28 protein-coding genes and 1 tRNA gene are annotated in these 24583 nt (G+C 58.1%); 25 read left to right on the top strand and 4 right to left on the bottom strand.

What is annotated here, in order from left to right; translation table 11 throughout:
- Nucleotides 1–65: 65 nt before the first annotated feature.
- The 3 genes from GRI43_RS05915 to GRI43_RS05905 all read left to right on the top strand — a co-directional run bounded on the left by GRI43_RS05915 (nucleotide 66) and on the right by GRI43_RS05905 (nucleotide 2845).
- A complete protein-coding gene (locus GRI43_RS05915; RefSeq protein WP_160730106.1) occupies nucleotides 66–1196 on the top strand; it encodes a beta-ketoacyl-ACP synthase III in 1131 nt (376 codons plus the stop codon).
- 93 nt (nucleotides 1197–1289) lie between these two features.
- Nucleotides 1290–2042: a phosphatidylserine decarboxylase gene (locus GRI43_RS05910; RefSeq protein WP_160730105.1), complete on the top strand. Its 753-nt coding sequence runs from the start codon at nucleotides 1290–1292 to the stop codon at nucleotides 2040–2042.
- Entirely contained in the window at nucleotides 2039–2845 is an 807-nt protein-coding gene (locus GRI43_RS05905) for a CDP-alcohol phosphatidyltransferase family protein (RefSeq protein ID WP_160730104.1), read from the top strand. Before GRI43_RS05910 ends, GRI43_RS05905 begins: the two co-directional genes overlap by 4 nt.
- Here the strand turns inward: GRI43_RS05905 and GRI43_RS05900 are convergent.
- Complete coding sequence (locus tag GRI43_RS05900; RefSeq protein WP_160730103.1) at nucleotides 2820–3095, bottom strand: hypothetical protein; 276 nt, start codon at nucleotides 3093–3095, stop codon at nucleotides 2820–2822. The two genes, GRI43_RS05905 and GRI43_RS05900, sit on opposite strands and share 26 nt — an antisense overlap.
- A 348-nt stretch (nucleotides 3096–3443) precedes the next feature.
- Between GRI43_RS05900 and rpsB the strand changes: the two genes are divergently transcribed.
- Together rpsB and tsf are read left to right on the top strand one after the other, a co-directional pair.
- Nucleotides 3444–4187 carry a 30S ribosomal protein S2 gene (gene rpsB, locus GRI43_RS05895; RefSeq protein ID WP_160730102.1) on the top strand — a complete coding sequence of 248 codons (744 nt, stop codon included), beginning with the start codon at nucleotides 3444–3446 and terminating at the stop codon, nucleotides 4185–4187.
- Between the two features lie 130 nt (nucleotides 4188–4317).
- On the top strand, nucleotides 4318–5244 hold the full coding sequence (gene tsf, locus GRI43_RS05890) for a translation elongation factor Ts (protein WP_160730101.1): 927 nt from the start codon (nucleotides 4318–4320) through the stop codon (nucleotides 5242–5244).
- Between the two features lie 154 nt (nucleotides 5245–5398).
- Here tsf and GRI43_RS05885 read toward each other — a convergent pair whose 3' ends face one another.
- Entirely contained in the window at nucleotides 5399–5713 is a 315-nt protein-coding gene (locus tag GRI43_RS05885; RefSeq protein ID WP_160730100.1) for an MBL fold metallo-hydrolase, read from the bottom strand.
- A 101-nt stretch (nucleotides 5714–5814) separates the two neighbouring features.
- Here GRI43_RS05885 and pyrH point away from each other — a divergent pair, with 101 nt between their 5' ends.
- The 10 genes from pyrH to rpmE all read left to right on the top strand — a co-directional run bounded on the left by pyrH (nucleotide 5815) and on the right by rpmE (nucleotide 15143).
- Entirely contained in the window at nucleotides 5815–6537 is a 723-nt protein-coding gene (pyrH, locus tag GRI43_RS05880; protein WP_160730099.1) for a UMP kinase, read from the top strand.
- A 2-nt stretch (nucleotides 6538–6539) separates the two neighbouring features.
- Nucleotides 6540–7097: a ribosome recycling factor gene (frr, locus tag GRI43_RS05875; protein WP_160730098.1), complete on the top strand. Its 558-nt coding sequence runs from the start codon at nucleotides 6540–6542 to the stop codon at nucleotides 7095–7097.
- Between the two features lie 85 nt (nucleotides 7098–7182).
- Nucleotides 7183–7824, top strand: coding sequence for a polyprenyl diphosphate synthase (gene uppS / locus GRI43_RS05870; protein WP_160730664.1), 642 nt, complete (start codon nucleotides 7183–7185; stop codon nucleotides 7822–7824).
- Nucleotides 7799–8515, top strand: coding sequence for a phosphatidate cytidylyltransferase (locus GRI43_RS05865; RefSeq protein ID WP_338090014.1), 717 nt, complete (start codon nucleotides 7799–7801; stop codon nucleotides 8513–8515). Before uppS ends, GRI43_RS05865 begins: the two co-directional genes overlap by 26 nt.
- The gene (locus tag GRI43_RS05860; protein WP_160730097.1) at nucleotides 8512–9666 is read left to right on the top strand and encodes a 1-deoxy-D-xylulose-5-phosphate reductoisomerase; all 1155 of its coding nucleotides are present in this window, start codon (nucleotides 8512–8514) and stop codon (nucleotides 9664–9666) included. Before GRI43_RS05865 ends, GRI43_RS05860 begins: the two co-directional genes overlap by 4 nt.
- Nucleotides 9667–9691: 25 nt before the next feature.
- Entirely contained in the window at nucleotides 9692–10801 is a 1110-nt protein-coding gene (gene rseP, locus GRI43_RS05855; protein ID WP_160730662.1) for an RIP metalloprotease RseP, read from the top strand.
- Nucleotides 10802–10952: 151 nt separating this feature from the next.
- Nucleotides 10953–13631, top strand: coding sequence for an outer membrane protein assembly factor BamA (gene bamA, locus GRI43_RS05850; protein ID WP_235903615.1), 2679 nt, complete (start codon nucleotides 10953–10955; stop codon nucleotides 13629–13631).
- Complete coding sequence (locus GRI43_RS05845; RefSeq protein ID WP_160730096.1) at nucleotides 13631–14320, top strand: OmpH family outer membrane protein; 690 nt, start codon at nucleotides 13631–13633, stop codon at nucleotides 14318–14320. Before bamA ends, GRI43_RS05845 begins: the two co-directional genes overlap by 1 nt.
- 24 nt (nucleotides 14321–14344) lie before the next feature.
- Complete coding sequence (gene fabZ, locus GRI43_RS05840) at nucleotides 14345–14815, top strand: 3-hydroxyacyl-ACP dehydratase FabZ (protein WP_160730095.1); 471 nt, start codon at nucleotides 14345–14347, stop codon at nucleotides 14813–14815.
- 103 nt (nucleotides 14816–14918) lie between these two features.
- Entirely contained in the window at nucleotides 14919–15143 is a 225-nt protein-coding gene (gene rpmE / locus GRI43_RS05835) for a 50S ribosomal protein L31 (protein WP_160730094.1), read from the top strand.
- Nucleotides 15144–15244: 101 nt separating this feature from the next.
- Here the strand turns inward: rpmE and GRI43_RS05830 are convergent, their stop codons facing one another.
- Entirely contained in the window at nucleotides 15245–15562 is a 318-nt protein-coding gene (locus GRI43_RS05830; protein ID WP_160730093.1) for a TraR/DksA family transcriptional regulator, read from the bottom strand.
- A gap of 2 nt (nucleotides 15563–15564) precedes the next feature.
- Nucleotides 15565–16197 carry a prolyl hydroxylase family protein gene (locus GRI43_RS05825; RefSeq protein WP_338090013.1) on the bottom strand — a complete coding sequence of 211 codons (633 nt, stop codon included), beginning with the start codon at nucleotides 16195–16197 and terminating at the stop codon, nucleotides 15565–15567.
- Between the two features lie 204 nt (nucleotides 16198–16401).
- Here GRI43_RS05825 and GRI43_RS05820 point away from each other — a divergent pair.
- The 10 genes from GRI43_RS05820 to GRI43_RS05780 all read left to right on the top strand — a co-directional run bounded on the left by GRI43_RS05820 (nucleotide 16402) and on the right by GRI43_RS05780 (nucleotide 24568).
- Nucleotides 16402–16478, top strand: a tRNA-His gene (locus GRI43_RS05820).
- 71 nt (nucleotides 16479–16549) lie between these two features.
- Nucleotides 16550–17614 (top strand): Leu/Phe/Val dehydrogenase, encoded by a 1065-nt coding sequence (locus tag GRI43_RS05815; RefSeq protein WP_160730091.1) that lies wholly within the window; start codon nucleotides 16550–16552, stop codon nucleotides 17612–17614.
- Between the two features lie 68 nt (nucleotides 17615–17682).
- A complete protein-coding gene (gene ccmC / locus GRI43_RS05810) occupies nucleotides 17683–18405 on the top strand; it encodes a heme ABC transporter permease CcmC (protein ID WP_160730090.1) in 723 nt (240 codons plus the stop codon).
- On the top strand, nucleotides 18405–18545 hold the full coding sequence (locus tag GRI43_RS13855) for a hypothetical protein (RefSeq protein ID WP_202391599.1): 141 nt from the start codon (nucleotides 18405–18407) through the stop codon (nucleotides 18543–18545). Before ccmC ends, GRI43_RS13855 begins: the two co-directional genes overlap by 1 nt.
- On the top strand, nucleotides 18542–19012 hold the full coding sequence (ccmE, locus tag GRI43_RS05805; RefSeq protein ID WP_160730089.1) for a cytochrome c maturation protein CcmE: 471 nt from the start codon (nucleotides 18542–18544) through the stop codon (nucleotides 19010–19012). The genes GRI43_RS13855 and ccmE overlap by 4 nt, the downstream gene beginning before the upstream one ends.
- Complete coding sequence (locus GRI43_RS05800; protein ID WP_160730088.1) at nucleotides 19009–20970, top strand: heme lyase CcmF/NrfE family subunit; 1962 nt, start codon at nucleotides 19009–19011, stop codon at nucleotides 20968–20970. Before ccmE ends, GRI43_RS05800 begins: the two co-directional genes overlap by 4 nt.
- Nucleotides 20967–21497: a DsbE family thiol:disulfide interchange protein gene (locus tag GRI43_RS05795; RefSeq protein WP_160730087.1), complete on the top strand. Its 531-nt coding sequence runs from the start codon at nucleotides 20967–20969 to the stop codon at nucleotides 21495–21497. Before GRI43_RS05800 ends, GRI43_RS05795 begins: the two co-directional genes overlap by 4 nt.
- Nucleotides 21494–21907 carry a cytochrome c-type biogenesis protein gene (locus GRI43_RS05790; RefSeq protein WP_160730086.1) on the top strand — a complete coding sequence of 138 codons (414 nt, stop codon included), beginning with the start codon at nucleotides 21494–21496 and terminating at the stop codon, nucleotides 21905–21907. The genes GRI43_RS05795 and GRI43_RS05790 overlap by 4 nt, the downstream gene beginning before the upstream one ends.
- Entirely contained in the window at nucleotides 21904–22533 is a 630-nt protein-coding gene (locus tag GRI43_RS05785) for a tetratricopeptide repeat protein (protein WP_160730085.1), read from the top strand. Before GRI43_RS05790 ends, GRI43_RS05785 begins: the two co-directional genes overlap by 4 nt.
- A 109-nt stretch (nucleotides 22534–22642) precedes the next feature.
- Nucleotides 22643–24568, top strand: a complete 1926-nt coding sequence (locus tag GRI43_RS05780) for a potassium transporter Kup (RefSeq protein WP_160730084.1) — start codon at nucleotides 22643–22645, stop codon at nucleotides 24566–24568.
- The last annotated feature ends 15 nt before the right edge of the window (nucleotides 24569–24583 follow it).

The following is a 24583-nucleotide window of genomic DNA, read 5'->3' as shown; positions in this document are numbered from 1 at the left end:
TTTTTTATGCGCGGAAGGGAAGCGCAAATCTTGCGGCTCGGCCATTGCCGCAGTAGGCAGCAGCGATGGAACTTACACATCGTCCCGTCATTTCATCGACCGGCCTGTTCACGCCGTCGGAAAGCATTTCCAACGCAGAACTGGTCGAAAGCTTCAACAATTATGTAGAGCTGTTCAACACCCGCAACGCTGACGCGATTTCGGCAGGGGAGGTTGAAGCGCTTGCCCCTAGCTCAGTCGAATTCATCGAAAAAGCCAGCGGTATCAAGGCGCGCCATGTCATGGCCAAGGATCCTATACTCGATCCGGAAACCATGGAGCCGCGCTGGCCTGAGCGCGGTAATGACGAGCTTTCCATCCTCGCTGAAATCGGCGTTCTGGCTGCCCGCCAGGCGCTGGAAAAGGCCGGCCGCGACGCGAAGGATGTGGACGCTGTTTTGTGCGCTGCTTCCAATATGCAGCGGCCTTATCCGGCGATGGCCATCGAAATCCAGCAGGCGCTGGGAATCGACGGTTTCGGTTTCGATATGAACGTGGCTTGTTCCTCGGCGACCTTCGGCATCCAGACAGCGGCCGATTACATCCGCGCCGGTAACGCGCGCTCTGTTCTTGTGGTCAGCCCTGAAATCACCAGCGGGCACCTTAACTGGCGCGATCGCGACAGCCATTTCATCTTCGGCGATGTAGCGACTGCGGTGCTGGTCGAGGACGCAGCGATCGCCCCAGCCGAACATTGGGATATTCTGGGTACCAAGCTTAAAACAGTGTTCTCGAACAATATCCGTAACAATTTCGGGTTCCTCAATCGCGCTTCGCCGGAAACGGAAGGCACGCCTGACAAACTCTTCGTTCAGGAAGGGCGCAAGGTCTTCAAAGAGGTGGTCCCGATGGTCGCGCAGATGATTATCGACGAGGCGGATAGGCTGGGGATTGAACCTGAAGGGCTTCGGCGCCTGTGGCTGCATCAGGCCAATGCGGGGATGAACCGCCTGATCGCGCACCGTGTGCTCGGGCATGAGGCGAATGACGATGAAAGCCCGACTGTTCTGGACACCTATGGCAACACGTCCAGCGCAGGTTCGATTATTGCTTTCCACCTCAACAGCGAAGATCTGAAGGCGGGCGATACCGGCCTGATCTGCAGTTTCGGGGCAGGCTATTCTGCGGGTACTGTGTTCGTCAGGAAGGGGGCCTGAACCCTCGGCAGAGGGGCAGACTGTCCACCGCTTCGGTCCCAAAGGTAGGCGCTTCGGCTTGTCGCTTTGCCGGCGAGACCCTAGGTATCAATCATGGCCGGTGAAATTCTAGACAATCAAGGGCGCGGTGAAGCTGGCTGGCAATGGCCGGCAATTCACCCTGAAGGCAGGAAGTTTGGCGTGATCGCAGGTGCGATTGCGCTGGCATTCCTGCTGATTCTCGATTGGGAAATCATCGGGTGGCCAATGCTGGCTCTTACCGGCGGCATTTTCGCATTTTTTCGCGATCCGGAACGCGTTGTCCCGCAGGATGACAGAGCCATCATTTCGCCAGCTGACGGTACTGTTTCGCAAATCATACAGGTTGAACCGCCCAGAGAACTGGTTGGCGATGACGGGTCGGGTCATGACGGTTTGTCTGACGGCGCGATAACCAGAGTTTCGATTTTCATGAGCGTGTTCGATGTGCACATCAATCGCTCGCCAATCGCGGGTACGGTGAAGCGCCTCGTCTATATTCCCGGGAAGTTCATGAACGCTGACCTCGACAAGGCGAGCGATGAGAATGAGCGCCAGCATATCCTGGTTGAACGCGGTGATGGCATTGTGATCGGGTTCACCCAGATTGCCGGCCTGGTTGCGCGGCGGATTGTTCCGTTTGTGAAACCTGGCGACATGGTGGCCGCTGGTCAGCGCGTCGGTCTCATTCGTTTTGGCAGCCGAATAGATGTTTATCTGCCTGCCGGTACCGCACCCAAGGTATTGATCGGACAGAAAGTTGTTGCAGGTGAGACGGTTATCGCCGAACTGGGGCAGCAGAAACTAATTGAGGGAGTTGCCCAGTGAACGAAGAGAACGCTCGGGTCGGTCCCAAGGCCGCAGAAGATGAAGTCCCTGCAAAGCATGGCTTGCGCAAGGGGCTGTCGCTTAGAGCGGTGCTGCCCAATGCTATTACAGCTGCCGCGCTTTGTTCGGGGCTTACAGGCATCCGTTTCGCCATTTCGGCCGATTGGGGGCCGGCCATCTTTGCAATCATTCTTGCCGGCTTGCTCGACGGGATAGATGGCAGGATCGCCCGCCTGCTGAAGGCGCAGTCGCGTTTCGGCGCAGAACTGGACTCGCTTGCTGATTCGTTATCCTTCGGGATGGCACCTGCGATTATCTTCTATCTCTGGACGCTGCAGGACTTGCCCCGTCTGGGCTGGTTCGCATCGCTTGCCTTCGCGATTTGCTGCGCTTTGCGGCTGGCGCGCTTCAACGCGCAAATCGACACCGATGATCAACCGCACAAATCCGCAGGATTTCTGACCGGCATTCCGGCACCAGTGGGTGCGGGGCTTAGCTTTCTGCCGTTTTACCTTTGGATGGCAACCGGCATCGCCGAATTCCGTGAGCCGTGGTTCAACGCTGTCTGGATGATTATCATCGCGTTCCTGATGATTTCGAACATCGCCACGCTTAGCTGGACTTCGATCAGGCCGCGCAGGCAGGTGAGGCTGGAATTGATCGCGCTGGTCGGGATCCTTTTCGCAGCGTTGCTGCTCGAACCTTGGTGGACCCTGGCGGTGATTTCCGCAGGTTACCTCCTGCTCATGCCATATGGTCTGATCCGTTACGGCCGGATCAAGCGGCAGCGGGCAGCAGCATAGGATCGGCCAGACCGGCATTTTCCCGGAACGACCGGGTGATGCGGTAAGTATTGGCCTCCGCCAGCAGCGCAAAGTCTGCAGGTGCGTGTTCACGAATAACTTCTGCCTGCGGCACTGCCGCGCAATCAGGCTGCGAAGCTTGACGCAAATGCTGATAGGCCCTGTGGCCGCGCACCGCGCTGTCCGCCAGCGAAATCAGCGTTGCCACAGCGGCAACAGCGAACAATGTACCCAGAACAAATGCAGTCATCTCGAACCTCAATCAATCGGCACAGGCTGTTGGTAACCTGTGGATATAGTGTTAATACGTCTGGAGAACGCATCTGGTTTCCCAATACGGAACAATGTTCTCTGTTTGTTCTCGCCTGTCAAGCGATTTTCGCGGCAGGCTTGGCATTTTCGTCGGTGAACCGAGGGCAGATTGAGGGTGGATTTCCATCCGGCACAGCGCTATGGGCACCTATCTGAATGGCGGAGGCCCCGATTCCCGGGGTGAAAGTCATCAGAAAATCCACATGGAAAGCACATATACCGGTGCCGCAGAGGGATCTCCTCACGGTTCCAGCTTTCCAGAGGCATAACCGGAAGGAATTCTACTATGGCGGCACCTACCGTCACAATGCAGCAATTGATCGAGGCCGGCGCACACTTCGGCCACCAGACCCACCGCTGGAACCCGCGGATGAAGCCGTATATCTTCGGCGCCCGCAACGGTGTTCACATTATCGACCTGTCGCAGACTGTTCCGCTTTTCGCGCGCGCACTCGATTTCGTTGAATCGACTGTTCGTTCGGGCGGCAAGGTCCTGTTCGTAGGCACCAAGCGTCAGGCGCAGGAACCGATTGCTGAAGCTGCCCGTCGCAGCGGCCAGCATTTCGTAAACCACCGCTGGCTCGGCGGCATGCTGACCAACTGGAAAACCATCAGCGGTTCGATCAAGCGTCTCAAGACCCTTGAAGAGCAGCTTGGCGGCGACACTTCGGGTCTCACCAAGAAAGAAGTCCTCCAGCTCACCCGCGAACGCGACAAGCTGGAACTTTCGCTCGGCGGTATCCGCGACATGGGCGGCATTCCGGACGTGATGTTCGTAATCGACGCCAACAAGGAAGAGCTGGCGATCAAGGAAGCCAACGTTCTTGGTATTCCGGTTGTCGGTGTTCTCGACACCAATGTCGATCCGTCGGGCATCGCGTTCCCGATCCCTGCCAACGATGACGCGGCACGCGCCGTTCGCATGTATTGCGACGCGATTGCGGAAGCAGCGACTTCGGGCAAGGGCGGTGCAGTTGCCGATTCCGGCGCTGACTTTGGCGCGATGGCTGAACCACCGGTTGAAGCGTAAGCTTTAAACCCGATATCAGCGTCACATTCTTGCAATGGACGCGATCTAGCGCGCCGGACCAGCCCGATCTACCGTTTATGGCAGGTCACTTTCGCGGTCCGGCGACGCAATTTTTGAAAGGATTAGAGCAATGGCTGCATTCTCAGTCGCTGACGTAAAAACGCTGCGCGAAAAGACCGGCGCAGGCATGATGGACGCCAAGAAGGCGCTGACCGAAGCTGGCGGCGACATCGAAGCCGCTGTCGACGCGCTTCGCGCCAAGGGTCTCGCAACCGCACAGAAGAAATCCAGCCGTACTGCGGCTGAAGGTCTCGTGGGCGTTGCCGTGGAAGGCACCCGCGGTGTCGCCGTTGAAGTGAACTCCGAAACTGACTTCGTCGCGAAGAACGACCAGTTCCAGGAATTCGTACGCAACACCACCGAAGCTGCACTGGCTGTTGACGGTGACGATGTGGAAGCTCTCAAGGCTGCATCTTACCCGACCGGCGGTACCGTCGCTGAAAAGCTGACCGATAACATCGCAACCATCGGTGAGAACCAGCAGGTTCGCCGCATGAAGACCGTCACTGTCGAAAACGGCATTGTGGTCCCGTACATGCACAACGCCGCAGCGCCGAACCTCGGCAAGATCGGTGTTCTGGTCGCGCTGGAAAGCGAAGCCGGTGCTGACGTGCTGGAGCCGCTTGGCAAGCAGCTTGCGATGCATATCGCTGCTGCTTTCCCGCAGGCCCTGAACGCTGACGGCCTCGATGCAGACCTGATCGCACGCGAACGCGCGATTGCTGCCGAGAAAGCTGCTGAAAGCGGCAAGCCTGAAAACGTCCAGGAAAAGATGGTTGAAGGTGCGGTGAAGAAATTCGCCAAGGAAAACGCACTCCTCAGCCAGGTCTTCGTGATGGACAACAAGACGCCGATCGCAGACGTCGTCGCCAAAGCTGGCAAGGATGCCGGCAAGGAAATCGTCCTGAAGGATTATGTCCGCTTCCAGCTCGGTGAAGGCATCGAGAAGGAAGAGAGCGACTTCGCAGCTGAAGTTGCAGCAGCAGTTGGCGGCTAAGCCACGCTGAAAACTCGGCAAAACAAGATCGGCCGCCGGACCCAATCGGGATCGGCGGCCGAATTATTTTCGGGTCCGTATACCGCGCTGTCGCAACTGGTTTACAACCTGCTTTCGATCTCGAGTTCGTTGTTCCCTGCTGGAAGGACAAGGATCAAGAGACCTTCGCCGCTGGTGATCTGTCCATCAAATCGAGATTGCGGGCGCGGCCTCCGCCTGCATCAATGACGAAAACATGATCGCCAACGACGATCACATTGCATGTCCCGGCACCGGCTGGATTTGGCAGTGCTAATCCGGTTCCACAAAGGCCGAGTGTAAGCGCGTCTTCTGAAGCCAGTACTCGGCGCGTGTTTCGGCTTTCTACTGCTTTTTCAAACAGTAACTGGACGGTCTGCTCCTGAAATGTGAAGCTGGCTGTTACGATCAAACCTGCCAGCCTGAACAGGCTCAGCAAACTTTTCTTCATGGGCATTCCCCCCAAAGCGGGCGGCCTTTCCCTTTGCGCCTGTTCGGCTGTCCGGCTAAGGAACCCGGCAACCTCATAAACAGCCGGATTCTCGTAAAGCCATGACAGCCCCCAAATACAACCGCGTCCTGCTCAAACTTTCGGGCGAGGTGCTGATGGGGGAGCAGGACTATGGCATCGATCCTGCCTATGTCGCGCGCCTGGCCGAGGAGGTTAAGGCAGCCAAGGATACGGGCCTCGAAATTTGCCTTGTAATCGGCGGCGGCAATATCTTCCGCGGCGTTGCAGGGGCGGCTAGGGGGCTGGACCGTACGACCGGCGATTACATGGGTATGCTGGCCACAGTGATGAACGCACTGGCCATGCAAAATGCGCTGGAGCAGATCGGTGTTCCTACCCGCGTCCAGTCGGCCATTCCGATGTCGTCCGTGTGCGAACCCTATATTCGCCGCCGTGCCGAACGCCACCTCGAGAAAGGGCGGATCGTGATCTTCGCCGCGGGCACAGGCAATCCGTTTTTCACCACCGATACCGGCGCTGCATTGCGCGCTGCCGAAATGAGCTGCGATGCCTTGCTTAAAGGCACCAGCGTTGACGGTGTGTATGACAGCGATCCGAAAACCAACAAAGACGCCCAACGTTTCGAAGAGATCACCTATTCGCGTGTTCTGAATGACAATCTGAAAGTTATGGATGCCACCGCCGTTGCGCTATGCCGAGAAAACAGCATCCCGATCGTGGTCTTTTCGATCCGCGAGAAGGGCAATGTCGCACGGATAATCGACGGTGACGGCACCAAGACAGTTGTGAGAGAGGAAGCCTGACAATGGCAAAGTATGAAAAAGCCGATATCGAACGGCGTATGCAGGGCGCGGTGGACGCGCTGAAAAGCGACCTTTCCGGTCTGCGTACCGGGCGCGCGAACACATCGCTGCTCGATCCCGTGGTGTGCGAAGTTTACGGCGCAATGATGCCGCTGAACCAGGTCGCAACCGTCTCAGCGCCGGAACCGCGCATGCTCAGCGTGCAGGTGTGGGACAAGGCAAACCTAACCGCAGTCGAGAAGGGCATCGCACACGCCAATCTTGGCCTCAATCCGATGATCGATGGGCAGACACTGCGCCTGCCGATGCCCGACCTGACGGAAGAGCGCCGCAAGGAACTGGCAAAACTGGCTGGCACCTATGCGGAAAAGGCCAAGATCGCAGTTCGCAACGTGCGCCGTGACGGCATGGAATCCCTGAAGGAAGACGAGAAAAAGAAAGAAATCTCGGAAGACGACCGCAAGCGGATGGAAGACGAGGTGCAGAAGCTAACCGATCGCTTCACCGGCGAATGCGACACCGCTGCCGAAGCCAAAGAAAAAGAAATCATGACCCAGTGATCAGATCACTCGGGGGATTTTCAGAGTGACTAGCGAAAGCCAGCAGGGCGATAGCGCCCAGAAAGCGCGGCATGTCGCCATCATCATGGATGGGAACGGCCGCTGGGCGAAGCGCAAGCACTTGCCGCGGGTCATGGGCCACCGGCAGGGTGTGGAGGCGGTTCGCAAGCTGGTGCGAAGCGTGGAAGGCATGGGGATAGAATGCCTGACGCTGTATGCCTTCAGCAGCGAAAACTGGAAGCGGCCCGAAGAAGAGGTTGATGACCTGATGAATTTGATGCGCAAGTTCATCAAATCGGATTTGCCAGAATTCATCGCCAATGATGTCCGGCTGAAAATTATCGGTGATTGGCAAGGGCTTGCGCCCGATATTGTGGAGATGCTCGAGGATGCGCTCGATCAGACTTCCAAGGGCAAGAATACGCTTGCCGTTGCGCTCAATTACGGTTCGCAGGACGAGATTGTCCGCGCAGCCAAGAGCGCCGCAGCGGCGGGGGAGATCACCACAGAAAGCTTAGAAGCGAACCTCGATACCGCAGATCTGCCGCCGCTCGACCTGCTCATCCGCACAAGCGGTGAAGTGCGGCTGTCAAACTTCCTGCTGTGGCAATGTGCCTATGCAGAAATGAGTTTTGTCGACGTATTGTGGCCGGATTTCACACCGGAACATTTGCAGGCCGAGCTCGATAATTTTGCAATTCGTGAGAGACGCTTCGGTGGACGGTGACGGTCTGAAAAAGAAATCCGATCTGGGCGTCAGGGCGGTATCCGCAGTGATCATGCTGGCGGTCACAATAACCGCCCTGTGGCTTGGCGGCGTGTGGCTGGATATTTTCTTCGCGCTCGTTACGTTTGCGGCATTCGCTGAGTTTGTGCGGCTTATCCTGCGGATCACGGACAGCCCGCTCAAGCGGGTTATCAGCATCGTCCTTGGCGTAGTTTACATCGGGTTTGCCGCGATTTCGCTCATCCAGGCGGATTCCTATTACGTAATTGCGGCTCTGGGTGCCGTGGTATTCACCGACACGTTTGCCTATTTCTTCGGCCGCACGATCGGCGGGCCGAAAATCGCGCCCCGCATTTCGCCTTCCAAGACCTGGGCGGGACTTTTCGGCGGCATGGTGGGCGCAGCCTTGTGGCTGGGCCTGTGGGTTTCCACGTTTCACTACACCAGCGGTTACACTGAATGGGCCGATTTTCTGGAGGCGACTTCGCAGGATTCGATGGGCGCTGCCGTCATCGGTGCAATTCTGGCGATCGCAGCCCAGTCCGGTGATTTCCTTGAAAGCTGGCTGAAGCGAAAAGCCGGGATGAAAGACAGCTCCAACCTGATACCGGGCCATGGCGGCGTGTTTGACCGGGTCGATGGAATTATCCCCGTTGCCTGCATCGTTGGCTTGCTGTCGGGGGTCGCATGACCCGCTCCATCTCAATTCTCGGCGCGACCGGGTCGGTTGGCGCTTCCACGCTGGACCTGATCCGCCGCGAGAGGGGCAAATGGCGTGTGGCTGCACTCACCGCAAACTCCAGTGCCGACGAGCTGGCAAAACTGGCGATCGAATTCGGCGCGGAGATCGCGGTTGTCGGTGATGAAAGCTGCCTCAATGATCTGCGCGCCGCATTGTCGAGCACGGGCGTGGAGGCCGCAGGCGGCGCACAGGCTCTGCGCGAGGCGGCGGCGCGCCCGGTCGATATAACGGTCGGGGCGATTGTCGGCTGTGCTGGCCTCGCGCCTGTTATGGCAGCGATAGAGCAGGGCGGTACGATCGCGCTCGCCAACAAGGAAGCGCTGGTCTCTGCTGGTGACGTAATGACCGCTGCTGTTGCAAAACACGGGGCAACGTTGCTGCCGGTCGATTCCGAGCACAACGCGATTTTTCAGTGCCTTCAGGGCAATGACATGGGCGAGGTCAACTGGATCACCCTGACGGCCAGCGGCGGGCCGTTCCGCGAATGGTCGCAGGCGCAGCTCGATGCTGCGACGCCGAAGCAGGCGGTCGCGCATCCAAACTGGGATATGGGCGCGAAAATCAGCGTCGATTCGGCGACGATGATGAACAAGGGTCTGGAATTCATCGAGGCGCACCATCTGTTCCCGGTCGGGCTCGAACGGTTAAGGATAATCGTGCACCCGCAAAGCGTGATCCATTCAATGGTCGAATACCGCGACGGATCGACGCTGGCGCAGCTTGGCCCATCGGACATGAAAGTGCCAATCGCGTCGTGCCTTGCCTGGCCGAAACGGATGGAAACCGGCTGCCAACCGCTTGATTTGGCGGCAATTGGGGAGTTGTCTTTCTTCGCCCCCGACGAAGATCGTTTCCCCGCAACCCGCCTGGCCCGCGAGGCAGTGCACGAAGGTGGTTCGGCCCCGGCGACGCTAAACGCCGCCAACGAAGTTGCAGTCGCGGCATTTCTTGCCGGTCAGATTGGGTTCACCAGGATTGCGGCAATAGTGGCAGAAGCCTTGAACCGCGATATAGACACTGCGCCGGCCACGCTTGACGAGGTTCTGGCGGTCGACGCAGACGCCCGATTAAGGGCAACCGAAATTTTGGAGAAAGCCTGACTTGTTTGATTCCGTACCACTGTGGATGATGATTGCCGGGTTCCTGCTGGTTCTCGGCCCGCTCGTCACGATTCATGAACTTGGCCACTATCTGGTGGGCCGCTGGTTCGGAGTGAAAGCGGAAGCGTTCTCGGTCGGTTTCGGCAAGGAAATTGCCGGGCGCACCGACAAGCACGGCACGCGCTGGAAGCTGTCTGCCTTGCCGCTTGGCGGATATGTGCAGTTCAAAGGCGATATGAACCCGGCCAGCATCCCGGATGCGGGCGCGCTGGAGGATCTTTCCGAAGAAGAGCGCGAAGGCAATTTTCACCACGCGGCGCTGTGGAAGCGAGCGTTGATCGTGGCTGCTGGGCCAGCAACAAACCTGATCGTCGCTGTGGCCATATTTGCCGGCTTCAACATGATCTATGGCAAGGCCGTGTCGGTTGATGAGGCGCAAACCAATGTTGTCGGCTCTTTTGCGGAGGTTTCGACCGGCCGTGACGCAGGGCTGCAAGTCGGCGACCGAATTCTGGCGATCGATGGCGACACCGTTACCGAATTTCAGCAAATCGTGGAAAAGATTGTTCTGTATCCCGGGCAGAAGATCGACATCTCGATTGACCGAGAAGGACAGCAAACTGTCATTCCGGTGACAATCGGCGATTACACCGAGAAAGACCGATTTGGGAACGAAGCCCGGGTCGGCAGGATCGGTGTGTTTTCAGCCGAACAGCAGCTCCAGACAGTTGGCCCGGGCGAGGCAGTGACGCTGGCGCTCGATCAAACGGTCGGGATGGTCAAAATGATGGTCACTGGCGTCGTCCAGATCGTGACGGGTGACCGGTCGGTGCAAGAGTTGGGCGGACCGATAAAAATTGCCAAGTATTCAGGCGAGCAGTTGAGCCTCGGCTGGCCGGCTTTCATCAGCTTTGCCGCGCTGATCTCGCTTAATTTGGCATTCATCAACCTGCTGCCAATCCCCGCGCTCGATGGAGGACATCTGGCATTCTACGCGGTCGAGGCCGTACGCAGGAAGCCTGCTGGCCCGCGCGGTACCGAATGGGCGTACCGCACAGGCGTTGTGCTGGTGCTGGCGCTGATGATCTTCGTAACGGTCAATGACGTGATTTCGCTGCCGATTTTCAGCAGTTGAATTGCAACGAGAGGAACTCCTTGGGGGAGTAGGGCCTCACACCGCTTGATTGGGGGCACGGCATCGGGCAGAGGGCGGCAAGTGTCCGTCAGGGCCCGATGGCATCGGCGGTGACGATAATTTTTTTGGTTTATACGGGAAACCCGTGTTGATGATTGGACGGAAAATGCGCGGCGACAACAACATGCAAAATGGTCGCCGACTGGCGTTGGCATTGCTAGGTGGAACGATGTTGGGCGGGATGCCCGTCATGGCATCTGCTCAGGATGAAAACGCCGAAGAAGCAGCGCCGCAGCCCAGCGCTCAGCCGCAGGCACAGATCATTCAGTCGATTGCGATCGTCGGTGCAGAACGTCTCGAGCCGCAGACCATCCTCAGCTACATCACCTTGCGTGCAGGGCAGCCATATTCGCAGGCTGCAGCCGACCAGGCGCTGAAGGAACTTTACGCGACCGAGCTGTTCGCGAACGCCAGCGTTCGCAACGATGCCGGCAACGTCGTCATTAACGTCACTGAAAACCCGGTGATCAACCGCATTATCCTGGAAGGGAACAAGCGGATCAAGAACGACAAGATCGTTCCTGAAATCAAGCTGGCCGCGCGCCAGATTTTCACCCGATCCAAGGTTCGCGCCGACGTTGCGCGTATCATCGAATTGTACAAGCGGCAGGGCCGTTTCGCTGCCACCGTAGAGCCGAAGATGGTTCAACTGAGCCAGAACCGTGTCGATGTGATCTTCGAAATCAGCGAAGGGCCCAAATCGAAGGTTCGCCAGATCAATGTCATCGGCAACGATGTGTTTTCTGATGGTGAGCTTCGCAGCGAAATGGTCACCAAACAGGCGCGTTTGACCAGCTTTTTCAGCTCGAACACCAGCTACGATCCTGACCGTCTGGCATTCGACCAGCAGAAACTGCGCCAGTTCTATCTGACTGAAGGTTACGCCGATTTCCGCGTGGTATCGGCGGTCGCCGAACTGACCCCTGACAAGCGTGATTTCATCATCACCTACGTCGTTGAGGAAGGCGAACGCTACAAATTTGGCGATGTGAACGTCGAGAGCCAGATCCGCGACTTTGACAGCGGCCTGATGACGTCGAACCTCGCGATGAAGGGTGGGGACTGGTACAACGCTAAATCCGTCGAGGACACAGTCGAACAGTTGACGGAACTGGCTGGCCGTTTCGGCTATGCATTTGCCGATGTTCGCCCGAACTTTACGCGTAATCAGGAAACGCTGACGATGGATGTGACCTACTCCATCAACGAGGCGCCCCGTGTTTATGTCGAACGGATCGACGTAAACGGTAACACGCTCACGCAGGACAAGGTTCTGCGCCGTGAATTCCGTGTCGCAGAAGGTGACGCGTTCAGCTCTATCGGCGTCAATCGTTCCACCAACCGCATCAAATCGCTGGGTTATTTCCAAGAAAACTTCGAGATTGAACAGAAGGAAGGCAGTGCGCCTGACCGGATCATTCTTGAAGCGAATGTTGAAGAGCAACCGACGGGCGAGCTGCAGCTGTCGGCGGGTTTCTCATCGATTGAAAGCTTCATCTTATCCGGTTCGATCCGCCAGCGTAACTTCCGCGGGCGGGGCCAGACGGTTGGCGCCAGCGTCAATTATTCGCGTTATTCGCGCTCTTTCAATCTGAGCTTTACTGAACCGTATGTTTTCGACCGGAATATCTCGGCGGGGATCGATATATATCGCCGAGACTTCAACAGCTTCAATTTCCAGAACAATACGCGCAACACCACATACGAACAGTCCACAACAGGCGCATCATTGCGTGTCGGCGTGCCGCTGACCGAATACATGTCGCTGGTTGGTAGCTACACGTTCAACTACGATGAAATTGGCTTGGACGAAGGAACTTTCTTCCGCGACCAGAACGGCGACGGTATCCCGACCTGCGATCCGTTCCTCGCCGGCCGGTTCCTGTGCGATGTCATCGGTTCGCGGACCAGTTCAATTTTGGGGGCGACGCTGGCATTCGACAACACTGATAGCCGCTTCCGTCCAACGCGTGGTCGCTCGGTCACATTTACGACAGAGTATGCCGGTCTTGGCGGCTCAGTTAAGTATCTGCGCTTCCGCGGCAAGGCGGCACAGTACTGGAATGTACTCAACGGCTTCATCTTCTCGCTTTCTGCAGAAGGCGGTGTGATCAACGGCCTACAGGATCGCGGCGGGGTAGGCGTCGATGACGTTATCCTGACCGACCGCTTTTTCCTCGGCGAACCGCAAATTCGCGGGTTCGATATTCGCGGTGTTGGTCCTCGTGTTCTGCGTCAGCGCATCGTTGAAGACCCGGATAGTCCAGAGGGCGATCCGCAGCCGTTAGTCCTCACCGATCGCAACCAGGTCAGCGATGACGCGATTGGCGGTAAAGCCTACTACCTCGGCCGTGCCGAACTTGAAATTCCGCTTGGTTCCGGTGTACGCGAACTTGGCCTGCGGCCTTCGATTTTCATCGATGCCGGCGCACTGTTCAATGTTACCCGTCCTGAACTTCTCAGCAGCCCGTTTCTGCTGCAGACTGCGGATGCTGACGGAAATCTCCAATATGTTCGTCCCGATGGCGTGGTTACCATCGAGCCGAACGACGGGATGGGCACAGATTATGATCCTGACCTCGCGGTCAATCCCGGCGCCTTCCAGGAAGTTTTCCTTGGCGATTCCGCCAAACCACGCATCACTATTGGTGCTGGTGTGAACTGGAATTCGCCTTTCGGTCCTTTCCGGATCGATTTCGCCCACGCCATCACCAAGGTTGATGGTGATGACACAAAGAAATTCTCGTTTAACGTAGGAACTCAATTCTAATGAAAAACCTTCTCAAACCGGCGCTTGCCGCTGGCCTCGCCATGGTAGTTGCTGTCCCGATGTCTGCGCCAGCGCAGGCACAGGTCGCCGGCATCGCAACCAGCAGCCCTGAATCGGTGCTGGTCCGTTCGGAAGCCCGCATCGCTGCATATCAGGCGATCAACACCACCTATGCATCGCAGATCCAGCAGGTGAATACCTTGCGCCAGGAAGTGCAGACGCTGTCGCAGAGCCTCGACACCAATTCCGACCAGCAGATTTCGCAGGCTGAAATCGACGCCAACCCATCGGTTCGCGGTCAGATCGAACAGAAGCAGCAACAGGTCGAAACCCTGACGCAGCCGATCGCACTGGCGCAGTATTACGTGGTTGAGCAGATCATCAATGATTATGCCAATGCGCAAAATCAGGTCATCCAGAACAAGAACATCCAGATCATGCTGACGCCTGAAGCGTTCCAGTATGCGGCTGAGGGTGTCGACGTTTCTGACGACATTCTGGCAGTTGTGAACCAGCGCCTGCCGACTGTCGCGACCACGCCGCCGGCAAACTTCCGCCCGCGCCAGAACACTGTGCAAACCCACCAGTCGATTCAGCAGATCATCCTTGCAGCAGCGCAGCGCGCCGCGATCCAGCAGCAACAGCAGCAGGGCGCAGCCGCGCAGCAGCCGGCACCGACTGGCCGTTAATTCACGGGAAATGGGGGCAAGGCCATGAGCAATGAGAAGGGCGAGGAATTCGCCTATGATATTCAAAAGGTGCTCAAGGCCTTGCCGCACCGCTACCCGCTATTGCTGGTAGACAAGGTTAAATCGCTGGAGCTTGGCGAACGTATTCACGCGGTGAAGGCCGTGACGTTCAATGAAGAGTTCTTCCAGGGGCATTTCCCTGGTGCGCCGATTATGCCTGGCGTGCTTCAGATCGAAGCCATGGCCCAGGCGGCAGCAATTCTCGGGATCGAGACGCTGGAACTGGCCGGTACTGGTAAACTGGTGTTCTTCATGGGCATCGATGGAGCCAAGTTCCGCTCACCGGTTACCCCGGGCTGTCTGTTGGACCTGGAGGTCGAGTTTCTGCAGAAGCGCAGCCGCGTTTACAAATTCAAGGGCAAGGCCAGTGTCGAGGGCAAGGTGACCAGTGAGTGCGAATTCACTGCAATGATCGCCGATCCGCCAGCAGGTTGACCGCAACCCCTTGCCAAATGCTGCGGTCCGCCCTATTGGCGCCGCTTCTCATTTCAGTTGCAGTTCCGGTCGGTACCGGAACGATTGCATAAAGGACTATGCCATGAAGGCCGAAGGACACCCCGATTACCACATGATCACGGTCAAGATGACCGATGGCACCGAATTCCAGACCCGCTCCACCTGGGGCAGCGAAGGCGACACTCTCGCACTGGAAATCGACCCGACCAGCCACCCGGCATGGACCGGCGGCAAGCAGCAGCTTCAGGAAGGCGGCCGCGTTGCAGCCTTTAACAAGCGTTTCGGCGGCATCAGCCTCAAGAAATAAGCTGGGATATCAGTTTTGCGGTTTTCGGACCGTAAAAGAAGGGCGGCCCGACGGGGCCGTCCTTTTTGATTCGTGTCCGGCCGGTAGTCAGCCAGGGTTGATCAGGCAGCGTGCTTGATGCAGCGCGTCGCGATTGGGCGTGCCTTCAGCCGCTCTATTCCGATGTCTTCACCGCATGTCGCACAGGTGCCGTAAGTCCCTTTTTCGATGCGGAACAATGCGGCGCGCACCTGTCCGATCTCTTGGCGGAGAACTTCGTCCACGCCAATCAGCGCCTCGTCATCGGCCAGATCCTGTGCCTGTTCTTCCCAGTCGTCGTCGAGTGGATGCCGCAGATCATCTTCGATCACCTCGGCGCGTTCGACCAGGGTTTTCAGCCTTGTCTTGAGTTGATCTTCTAGCTCTTTGTACTGGTCCATATTCATCCCCATTCCTTTTCCCGGTACCATTTGGTCAGGATGTATTTGACCCCTTGGCGAACCTTCATGCCATGGTGGATCGTGTCGGGATTAACTGCAAGATCGCTTGTGCGATTATTCCAGCAGAGCAGCTTGCCCGCCTCAGGTTTGAACGTCTTGCCGATTGCCTTGAAACGGGTGCCGCCGCCGGCCTCCACGTCGTTTAGGTAGATCATGAATGTCCAGGTGCGTTGGCCCGCGACGCTGCAATATTTGAGATAGTCGGTTCCGCCAGGGTTGAACCAATCGCTATGGGCCTTGAATTCCTGGCCAACGTCATAACGCTGCCCCTGCAGCGGTTCTCCATAGCGTGGGTCGATGCCATTTAGTTCATACAGCAATTTCTCGACCAAGCTGACGGCTGGTTCCTCCGGTGCAAGATCGCATGTTTCGCTGGTCCGGAAATGCTTGTCCCCGTTGTCGTCAGCGATGGTGGAGGGGCGCCGTTCCGCTTCGATCAGGCCGACCAGCTCCCGCGCGAGAGCATCCGGCAGAAAATCACGCAGCTGGAAAATTTCTGCTTTCGGTGTCAGGACGCGCTGCATCCCTTGCTGCTGGAGCAAGCGCCGAGCCGAAGAATCACCCCCATGTGTCACCAAAACAGTGATAAGCCCGGGCAATCCCATGGCAAGGCGCGAAATAATCTTGCGCCGATTGCAAATTGACGCAGTTTTCGCTTTCAAAATCCGGTAAGCTATGCAATTGGCGCTCGCCCGCGTCGGAAGCGGCTTGACCGCACGCCGTGCAGCCTTAACAGGCCCCGCAGCACGGCATTTCACGAGTGCGGATGCGGATATGTGGCGATCGTAGCTCAGTTGGTTAGAGCGCCGGTTTGTGGTACCGGAGGTCGGGGGTTCGAGACCCCTCGATCGCCCCATTATCCCCCTCCCAATGCCGTCCCTGCAAAAAAACGCATTCCGCGAGCGGACTGCAATTGGGAATTTTATAATGACGGCATTCTGGACGGAACCGGACTTTGACGATCACGAGAACGTACAGCTCGTGCATGATCGAAAATCGGGTCTGACGGCCATTATCGCCCTTCATTCCACGCATCTTGGCCCGGGCGCTGGCGGGACCCGGTTCTGGCATTATCCAGAGCCCAAGGATGCCATGCGCGATGCATTGCGCCTCAGCCGCGGGATGAGTTACAAGAACGCAATGGCAGGCCTGCCTCTCGGCGGCGGCAAAGCGGTGATCCTGGCTGGCAAGGACAAGGCTAAAACTCCTGAAATGCTCGCAGCCTTCGGCGATGCAGTCGATGCGCTCGGCGGCCGCTATGTCACTGCAGAGGACGTGGGCATCAGCGAGGCGGACATGGTTGCCGTATCGAAGCGCACCGAATTCGTTTCGGGCCTCCCGGTATCGGGCGAAGACGCTGCTGGCGGCGATCCCGGACCGTTCACGGCCATGGGCATCTATCACGGTATCAAGGCAGCAGTGCTGCACAAAATGGGCAAGGATTCGGTCAAGGGTGTGCATGTCGCAATCCAGGGCACCGGCAGTGTTGGTGGCGGCGTTGCGCGTCTGCTTGCCCATGACGGTGCGAAGCTTACGCTCTCTGACATTCACGAAGACCGGGCGAAGGCGCTGGCTGGTGAACTAGGCGGCGAATTTGCCCCGGCTGACGCGATCATGAGCACGGCGTGCGATGTCTTCAGCCCGAACGCACTAGGTGCGATTCTCGACGATGAAGGGATTGCCCGGCTTGAGGCTCCGATCGTGGCAGGCGGCGCGAACAATCAGCTGGCGAGACAGGGACACGGCCAGAAGCTGGCTGATCGCGGCATTCTGTACGCACCCGATTACGTCATCAATGCAGGCGGCATCATCAGCGTTGCGATGGAATATCTTTGCAAGCGCCATGGCGACCCGTGCGACATTAACGAGGTGCGCAAGCGGATTGCGCAGATCCCTGGTCGGCTGGAGGAAATTTGGGCCGAAAGCGACACCAGCGGCGTCTCGCCCGATGTCGTTGCCGACCGCATGGCGCAAAAACTTATCGGTCGCTGATCGGGCGGGGGATTGTAGTCTTGCGACCTTCCGTCAGCCCTGCCAAAGCTGGTGCCGGACGGTAACAAATGCACGGCTTTGCCAATCCCAAACGATTTCTGGCCCTCGCGAGCTGGCTAACCCCGCTTTTGCTGGTCAGTGGCTTGTTGCTGACGTCCGTCGCACTTTTCTGGGGCGTTACATCTGTTCCGCCGGATCAGCTGATGGGCGAGACAGTGCGCATCCTGTTCATCCATGTCCCGGCTGCGTGGCTTGGGATGGGCGGGTGGACTGCCATCGCGCTATCCAGCCTGGTCTTTTTGGTGTGGCGTCACCCCCTCGCAAGTCTTGCTGCACGGGCAGCTGCTGTGCCCGGTGCTGCTTTCACCGCGATGTGCCTGATCACCGGATCAATCTGGGGCCGCCCGACATGGGGCACTTGGTGGGTTTGGGATGGGAGGCTGACATCGATGCTGGTTCTGCTGTTCCTCTATTTCGGCTATATCGCGCTGTCGCAGGCCGTTGCGCGGGATGGCGGCTCCAGCCGAATCCCGGCGATTTTCGGCCTCGTTGGTGCGATCAACATTCCGATCATCAACCGGTCGGTGGTTTGGTGGAATTCGCTGCATCAACCACCAAGCATAACCATGGGCAAAAGCGCGATCGATCCTGAATTTCTCGTCCCACTTGGGGTTGCCGTCTTGGGCTTTTCGCTGTTGTTCGGCGGCGTGGTTTTGGCCCGGATGCGGGCGTTGCTGGCAGAAATCCAGACAGAGGCGCGCTTGCGCCGTAAAGCTGGCGGAGCAAGCTGATGCGTGAAAATCTGGACCAGTGGGACTATGTGATCGCGTGCTACATTATCGGCATTGTGATGACGCTCGGTCTGGTAGGGTGGAGCTGGATTAGCATGAAACGCGAAGAAAAACGGCGTGCGGAGGCGAGGCGCAAATGACCAATGGTTTGAAGGCCAAGCATCAACGGCTCATCCTGGTGGTGATCGCGCTTGTCGCGCTCATCGGGGCGGGGCTGCTTGCCGCGTGGGCGCTGCGCAATCAGGCGAATTATTTTTACCTGCCAGGACAGATGATTGCAGAACCGCCAGAGGTTGGTCAGGCAGTCCGTCTGGGCGGAATGGTGCAGCAAGATTCAATCCGTAACATGCCAGACGGTGTAACCGTCTCCTTTATTGTAACGGACAAGGACAGCGCAGTCGTGCCAGTGCGCTTCACCGGTATCCTGCCGGACCTGTTCGTCGAAGGGTCAGGAGTTGTGGCGGAAGGGCGGCTGGCCGCCGACGGGACGTTCGTTGCAGACAACCTGCTGGCCAAGCATGATGAGAACTACGTTCCGCGCGAACTTCAGGAAATGGATCAGCACAAAGCGGATGAAACTCTTGTAGCGCAGGGGCCTGCTACATGATCGCAGAGCTGGGGCTTGCGGCATTGTGGCTAGCGGCCGCGCTTTCCGTGCTGCAATTGATCGCAGGTGCGCTTGCGCTCCGAGACGGCAGCGGAGAGCTCGCGTCGCTGGTTCGTCCTGCCGCTATCGTACAAGGCCTGCTTGCAGCCTTTGCATTCGTGATGCTGCTGTGGCTGTTTGCGGTTACCGACCTTTCGGTAAAGCTGGTCGCAACCAATTCGCATTCAGCCAAACCGATGATTTTCAAGCTCGCCGGTGCGTGGGGTAACCACGAAGGGTCGATGCTGCTCTGGGTGACTGTCATGGCGCTGGCAGGCGGATTGATCGCGCTCGTGGAACGGCGGTTGCCCGAACGGACAATGTTTGCCACGCTCGCAGCGCAAGCCTTTGTCGGAATTGGCTTTTACGCATTTCTATTGCTGAGCTCCAACCCGTTTGAACGGCTTCCGGAGCCAGCGTTGGAGGGGATGGGGCTAAACCCGCTATTGCAGGATATCGGCCTCGCATTCCATCCGCCCACATTGTATTTCGGCTATGTGGGATTGTCGGTCGCCTTCAGCTTTGCCGTTGGTGCCTTGCTTACGCGCCAGGTTGGTCCGGCATTCGCCAGAGCGATGCGGCCATGGGTGCTAGGCGCATGGATTTTCCTGACGCTGGGAATCACAGCGGGAAGTTACTGGGCGTATTACGAACTCGGTTGGGGCGGCTGGTGGTTCTGGGATCCGGTCGAGAACGCGTCCCTCATGCCGTGGCTAGCGGCAACCGCGCTGCTCCATTCGGTGAGTGTTCTGGCGGCCCGCGATGCATTGCGGGCGTGGACCATCATGCTTGGCGTCGTGGCTTTCTCCATGTCCATGCTCGGCACGTTTCTCGTCCGATCCGGCATCCTGACCAGCGTGCATGCATTTGCAGTCGATCCTGAGCGCGGTACGTTCATCCTGTTCTTGCTCGGGCTCTACATCGGCGGCGCGCTGCTTTTGTTTGCGTTGCGGGCTGGCTCCGTTGCGGAGGGTGAGCGCTTTTCCATCACTTCGCGCGAAGGTGCGCTGGTGTTCAACAACGTGATGCTCAGCGCAATCCTGGGCATCGTATTGCTCGGCACACTCTATCCTTTGCTGACCGAAGTGTTCGATGTGCGAGTATCCGTGGGACCGCCTTACTTTAATCCAGCAGGGGCGATCTTCACGATCCCCATGCTGCTGGTCATGGCAGTCGGGCCGTTGCTCCGCTGGCGGGGTGACAGAATTTCCCGAATCAAAGTGCCGATGATTGTCATCGCAGCCATCATGCTAGCGGTGCTGGCTGTGGTCATCATCCTCGGCTCATACGGGCTATTGGCTGATCTGGGCCTGGCGGTTGCTGCCGGACTTGCCATTGCCAGCTTCCTGCCTCTGCGCGGGCGCAACCTGCTGCGCGTACCCATCGCGACCTGGGGTATGGTTGTGGCCCATTTCGGGATCGCAGTGGCGCTGTTCGGAATGGCGAGCGAATCTGCGTTCTCAGAAGAAAAACTGGCCGCTGTAAGCGTTGGCGACAATGTGGAGATCGGGCCTTGGAACGTGTCACTTCTGGCGACCAGGCCCGTTGCTGGCCCGAACTGGACAGCCATCGAAGGGCAATTGATGGCCAGTTACGATGGCGGCGAAGCTATCCTGCTGAAACCGCAATCCCGCAATTTCTGGGCTCCGCCACAAGAGACGACGGAAAGTGTGCTCTCAACGCGCTGGAACGGCCAGCTTTACGCGGTCATCGGGAACGAGGCCAGCGGGGGCGAGGGCGCGGAACGGTGGCAGCTGCGGCTGTGGTGGAAGCCATTTGTCACGCTGATCTGGTACGGCGGTATCCTGGTGGCGCTGGGCGGATTGCTTGCCCTTATCGGCCGCGTGAAGGGCGACCTTAAACGCCGGTATGTCCAGTCGCGCCTTGCTGGCCGGAAGGAAGAAGGGGAATCCGCATGAAGGGGGTGCGCATGTGGGTGCCGCTGCTGCTGTTTGCGGGCTTCTGCGGTTTGGCGGCGTATCAGCTGACACAGCCAAAGGATGAATTCATCGAAAGCACGATGATTGGCGAACCGGTTCCCGATTTCAATCTCAGGCCGGCCATCGAAACGCGCCCGGGCGTCGCCTTGGCGGACCTCAAGGATGGCCGGGCGAAACTGCTGAACATCTGGGCCAGCTGGTGCGTCCCGTGCATTGCAGAGGCTCCTCAGCTTGAGGCACTGCAGCGGCAGGGCGTACCGATTGTCGGGATCGCCATTCGCGACAAACCGGAAGACGTCGCGCGCTTTCTTGCAAATTACGGCAACCCCTACACCCGTATCGGGGCCGACGATTTGTCCGAAGTGCAATTGTCGATTGGATCGTCAGGCGTGCCGGAAACCTTTGTGGTGAACGGTGACGGGGTCATAACCTACCAGCACATCGGCGACATTCGTGCTGAACACGTGCCCTTGTTGCTGCAAGAACTGGCCGAGGCCGGGGCATGAGGTGGTTCCTGCGCATAGCGATAGCACTGGCTGCTGCCGTGTCAGGCCCGCTTGCCGCTCAGCAATCGCTGCCGCCCGCGCCGCTTGCTTATGAGCAATTGCCCGATGCAGAGCAGGAAGCGCAGGCGCAAGCGTTGATGGAGACACTGCGCTGCCTGAAATGTCAGAGTCAGTCGATTGCCGACAGCGATGCCCCAATGGCCGGGGACATGCGGCATCAGGTGCGAACACGCATCGCAGCTGGTGAAGATCCAGAGGCAATCCGCGCATGGCTTGTCGCGCGATATGGCGACTATGTTAGCTACGCGCCCACTGTAAGCGAAACTACTTGGCCGTTATTCGCCATACCGGGTTTGCTTATTCTGATCGCCGGTATGATCCTTTGGCGCCGTTTGAGGAAACAGGCATGAGCTGGCTCCCGATTATCGCGCTTGGCGTTGCTGCATTCATTCTCGCGGCATTTGTGTTTCGCTTGCCCAAGGGGGGCTGGACACTGTTCGGTGCCGCTTTGCTGTTCGGGCTGGCGGGATACGCATTACAGGGTTTCCCCGGATATGCAGGCGCTCCGAAGAGCGCACAGCCGGACGCAAGCGAGGGCAACGAGATATTGATCGAAGCCCGCCGTGAATTTTATGGCCCTCAGTCAACGCCGAGCCGGTTTGTCACTGTGGCCGATGCGTTTGCTCGAAAAGGGCAATATGAAGATGCTGCGAACATGCTGGGGAACGCAGTTACGGAAAATCCGGTAGATGCCGAGGCCTGGACTGCGATGGGCAATGCGCTGGTGGAACATGCAGAGGGTTCCCTGACCCCGGCCGCGCTTTATGCATATTCGCGCGCGGAACGGGCAGACCCCGGCAATCCTGCGCCGACGTATTTTCTCGGCATTGGCTTTCTGCGTGCGGGGCAACCGGGCCGGACCCGCGACCTTTGGCTGAACCTGCTGGAAAATTCGCCCGAAGATGCACCATGGCACGCTGATCTCGAGCTGCGGTTGGAACGGCTCGAGGCCCTGATGACGCAAATGGGTCAATAATCCGTAGCGGCTAATCTATTGCCGGGTGTATTCGATACTGCTAAGCGCCGCCGCCTTTGAACCGGCAACCATTTGACGCCGGGTAGCTACAGTCGGGACTACCGATCCAATGGCCGAAACCAGCCAGCACAAGATTGTACCACCGCCGGGAGCGGTCTCGGGGCATGCCGCTTCCAAGACTGCGCTTGCCGTGGGTGCGATTGGCATCGTCTTCGGTGATATCGGTACCAGCCCGCTTTATGCTTTCCGCGAAACGTTTGTCGGACCGCACCCGCTGGCGCTGGACACAGCGCATGTGCTCGGTGTTATCAGCCTGATTTTCTGGTCGATGACGCTGGTCGTGTCGTTACAATATGTCACGATCCTGATGCGCGCCGATAACAAGGGGCAGGGCGGCAGTCTTGCTCTTGTGGCGCTAATTTCAAGCAAGATCAGCAAATCTCGATATGGCTGGCTTGCCGTGCTGCTTGGTGTGTTTGCGACGTCGCTTTTCTATGGTGATAGCATGATCACACCGGCGATCTCTGTCCTGTCCGCGGTCGAAGGGCTGACGGTCGTCGACCAGGGGCTGAAACAATTCGTGATTCCCATCGCCTTGGCGCTGCTTGTATTCCTCTTCATCCTGCAGAAACGCGGGACGGCGAAGGTCGGGGCGCTGTTTGCTCCGGTAATGATTGTCTATTTCACCGTGATTGCCTGCATGGGCGCATGGCAGATCGTCCAGACCCCAGAAATCCTGTGGGCTTTGAACCCGTATTACGCAGTCAATTTCTTTGTCATCGACGGCACGCTCGCTTTTCTGGCGCTGGGATCGGTCGTGCTGGCCGTGACAGGGTCAGAGGCGCTTTATTCCGACATGGGGCATTTCGGTCGCGGACCGATGCGCTTGTCATGGTTCGGCTTTGTCATGCCGTGTTTGCTGCTCAACTATTTCGGGCAGGGCGCAATGATTATCGGCCTTCCTGCAGATCAGGCCGCGCAGGCCATCCAGAGCCCGTTCTTCTTCCTCGCGAATGAAGAATGGAGGCTGCCGCTGGTGTTCCTGGCGACAATCGCAACTTTCATCGCCAGCCAAGCGGTGATTTCCGGCGCGTTTTCCATCACGCACCAGGCCATGCAGATGGGATATATTCCCCGCCTGTCGATCCGCCACACCAGCGAAACCGAAGGCGGCCAGATTTATATTCCGGTGGTCAATTGGGCGCTGATGATCGCCGTGATCATTCTGGTTCTGACATTCCAGAATTCGTCCAACCTCGCCAGCGCATACGGCATCGCGGTGACCGGGGCGGTCACTATCGATACGCTTCTCATGGGCGTTCTGTTCGTAGGCGTATGGAAGTGGAAGTGGTGGTACGCCGCGCCAGTGGTGGCTTTGTTCCTGATCGTGGACGGCGCCTACTTCGCAGCCAACTTGACCAAGGTGCCGCAAGGCGGCTGGTTCCCGCTGCTGGTCGGTGCGATCGCCTTTACCTTGCTCACCACCTGGGCGCGCGGGCGCAAGCTGATGCGCGAACGGATGAGCGAAGTTGCTCTGCCGATCGAGATTTTTGCCAAGTCGGCGAAAAACAGCGCGGTTCGCGTTCCCGGGACGGCGATCTTCATGGCATCGTCGACCGGCGGCGTGCCTTCTGCGCTGCTGCACAATATCAAGCACAACAAGGTTCTGCATGAACGGGTTGTGATCCTGACGGTGCAGATTGCCGAGATACCCTATGTCGATCCGGCGACCCGGTGCGAGTATCATGATCTGGGCGATGGCTTCTTCCGCGCTGTGCTGCATTATGGCTTCATGGAAGAGACCGCTGTTCCTGCCGGGCTGAAAACGATGCAGCAATGCGGCGGTGAATTCGACATGATGCAGACCAGCTTCTTCCTGTCGCGGCAGACCTTGTTGCCGTCGGAGAATCCGGGAATGCCGATCTGGCGAGAAAAGATTTTCGCGTGGATGCTTCGGAATTCGGCGACCGCGATGGAGTTCTTCCGCCTGCCTACGAACCGGGTTGTAGAATTGGGCAGTCAGGTCCGGATCTGACCGGAACGGACGGTG

The organism is Pontixanthobacter luteolus, assembly GCF_009828095.1.
Taxonomy (GTDB): domain Bacteria; phylum Pseudomonadota; class Alphaproteobacteria; order Sphingomonadales; family Sphingomonadaceae; genus Pontixanthobacter; species Pontixanthobacter luteolus.
Note: the sequence above shows the minus strand (reverse complement) of the source record. Positions and strands in the feature narration are given on the sequence as shown.

Excerpts from the sequence above, each read along its gene's own strand:
- GRI43_RS05915 (WP_160730106.1), top strand. The coding sequence starts at position 66 with ATGGAACTTACACATCGTCCCGTCATTTCATCGACCGGCCTGTTCACG.
- GRI43_RS05910 (WP_160730105.1), top strand. The coding sequence starts at position 1,290 with ATGGCCGGTGAAATTCTAGACAATCAAGGGCGCGGTGAAGCTGGCTGG.
- GRI43_RS05900 (WP_160730103.1), bottom strand. The coding sequence starts at position 3,095 with ATGACTGCATTTGTTCTGGGTACATTGTTCGCTGTTGCCGCTGTGGCA.
- rpsB (WP_160730102.1), top strand. The coding sequence starts at position 3,444 with ATGGCGGCACCTACCGTCACAATGCAGCAATTGATCGAGGCCGGCGCA.
- tsf (WP_160730101.1), top strand. The coding sequence starts at position 4,318 with ATGGCTGCATTCTCAGTCGCTGACGTAAAAACGCTGCGCGAAAAGACC.
- GRI43_RS05885 (WP_160730100.1), bottom strand. The coding sequence starts at position 5,713 with ATGAAGAAAAGTTTGCTGAGCCTGTTCAGGCTGGCAGGTTTGATCGTA.
- pyrH (WP_160730099.1), top strand. The coding sequence starts at position 5,815 with ATGACAGCCCCCAAATACAACCGCGTCCTGCTCAAACTTTCGGGCGAG.
- frr (WP_160730098.1), top strand. The coding sequence starts at position 6,540 with ATGGCAAAGTATGAAAAAGCCGATATCGAACGGCGTATGCAGGGCGCG.
- uppS (WP_160730664.1), top strand. The coding sequence starts at position 7,183 with ATGGATGGGAACGGCCGCTGGGCGAAGCGCAAGCACTTGCCGCGGGTC.
- GRI43_RS05860 (WP_160730097.1), top strand. The coding sequence starts at position 8,512 with ATGACCCGCTCCATCTCAATTCTCGGCGCGACCGGGTCGGTTGGCGCT.
- rseP (WP_160730662.1), top strand. The coding sequence starts at position 9,692 with ATGATGATTGCCGGGTTCCTGCTGGTTCTCGGCCCGCTCGTCACGATT.
- bamA (WP_235903615.1), top strand. The coding sequence starts at position 10,953 with ATGATTGGACGGAAAATGCGCGGCGACAACAACATGCAAAATGGTCGC.
- GRI43_RS05845 (WP_160730096.1), top strand. The coding sequence starts at position 13,631 with ATGAAAAACCTTCTCAAACCGGCGCTTGCCGCTGGCCTCGCCATGGTA.
- fabZ (WP_160730095.1), top strand. The coding sequence starts at position 14,345 with ATGAGCAATGAGAAGGGCGAGGAATTCGCCTATGATATTCAAAAGGTG.
- rpmE (WP_160730094.1), top strand. The coding sequence starts at position 14,919 with ATGAAGGCCGAAGGACACCCCGATTACCACATGATCACGGTCAAGATG.
- GRI43_RS05830 (WP_160730093.1), bottom strand. The coding sequence starts at position 15,562 with ATGGACCAGTACAAAGAGCTAGAAGATCAACTCAAGACAAGGCTGAAA.
- GRI43_RS05815 (WP_160730091.1), top strand. The coding sequence starts at position 16,550 with ATGACGGCATTCTGGACGGAACCGGACTTTGACGATCACGAGAACGTA.
- ccmC (WP_160730090.1), top strand. The coding sequence starts at position 17,683 with ATGCACGGCTTTGCCAATCCCAAACGATTTCTGGCCCTCGCGAGCTGG.
- GRI43_RS13855 (WP_202391599.1), top strand. The coding sequence starts at position 18,405 with ATGCGTGAAAATCTGGACCAGTGGGACTATGTGATCGCGTGCTACATT.
- ccmE (WP_160730089.1), top strand. The coding sequence starts at position 18,542 with ATGACCAATGGTTTGAAGGCCAAGCATCAACGGCTCATCCTGGTGGTG.
- GRI43_RS05800 (WP_160730088.1), top strand. The coding sequence starts at position 19,009 with ATGATCGCAGAGCTGGGGCTTGCGGCATTGTGGCTAGCGGCCGCGCTT.
- GRI43_RS05795 (WP_160730087.1), top strand. The coding sequence starts at position 20,967 with ATGAAGGGGGTGCGCATGTGGGTGCCGCTGCTGCTGTTTGCGGGCTTC.
- GRI43_RS05790 (WP_160730086.1), top strand. The coding sequence starts at position 21,494 with ATGAGGTGGTTCCTGCGCATAGCGATAGCACTGGCTGCTGCCGTGTCA.
- GRI43_RS05785 (WP_160730085.1), top strand. The coding sequence starts at position 21,904 with ATGAGCTGGCTCCCGATTATCGCGCTTGGCGTTGCTGCATTCATTCTC.
- GRI43_RS05780 (WP_160730084.1), top strand. The coding sequence starts at position 22,643 with ATGGCCGAAACCAGCCAGCACAAGATTGTACCACCGCCGGGAGCGGTC.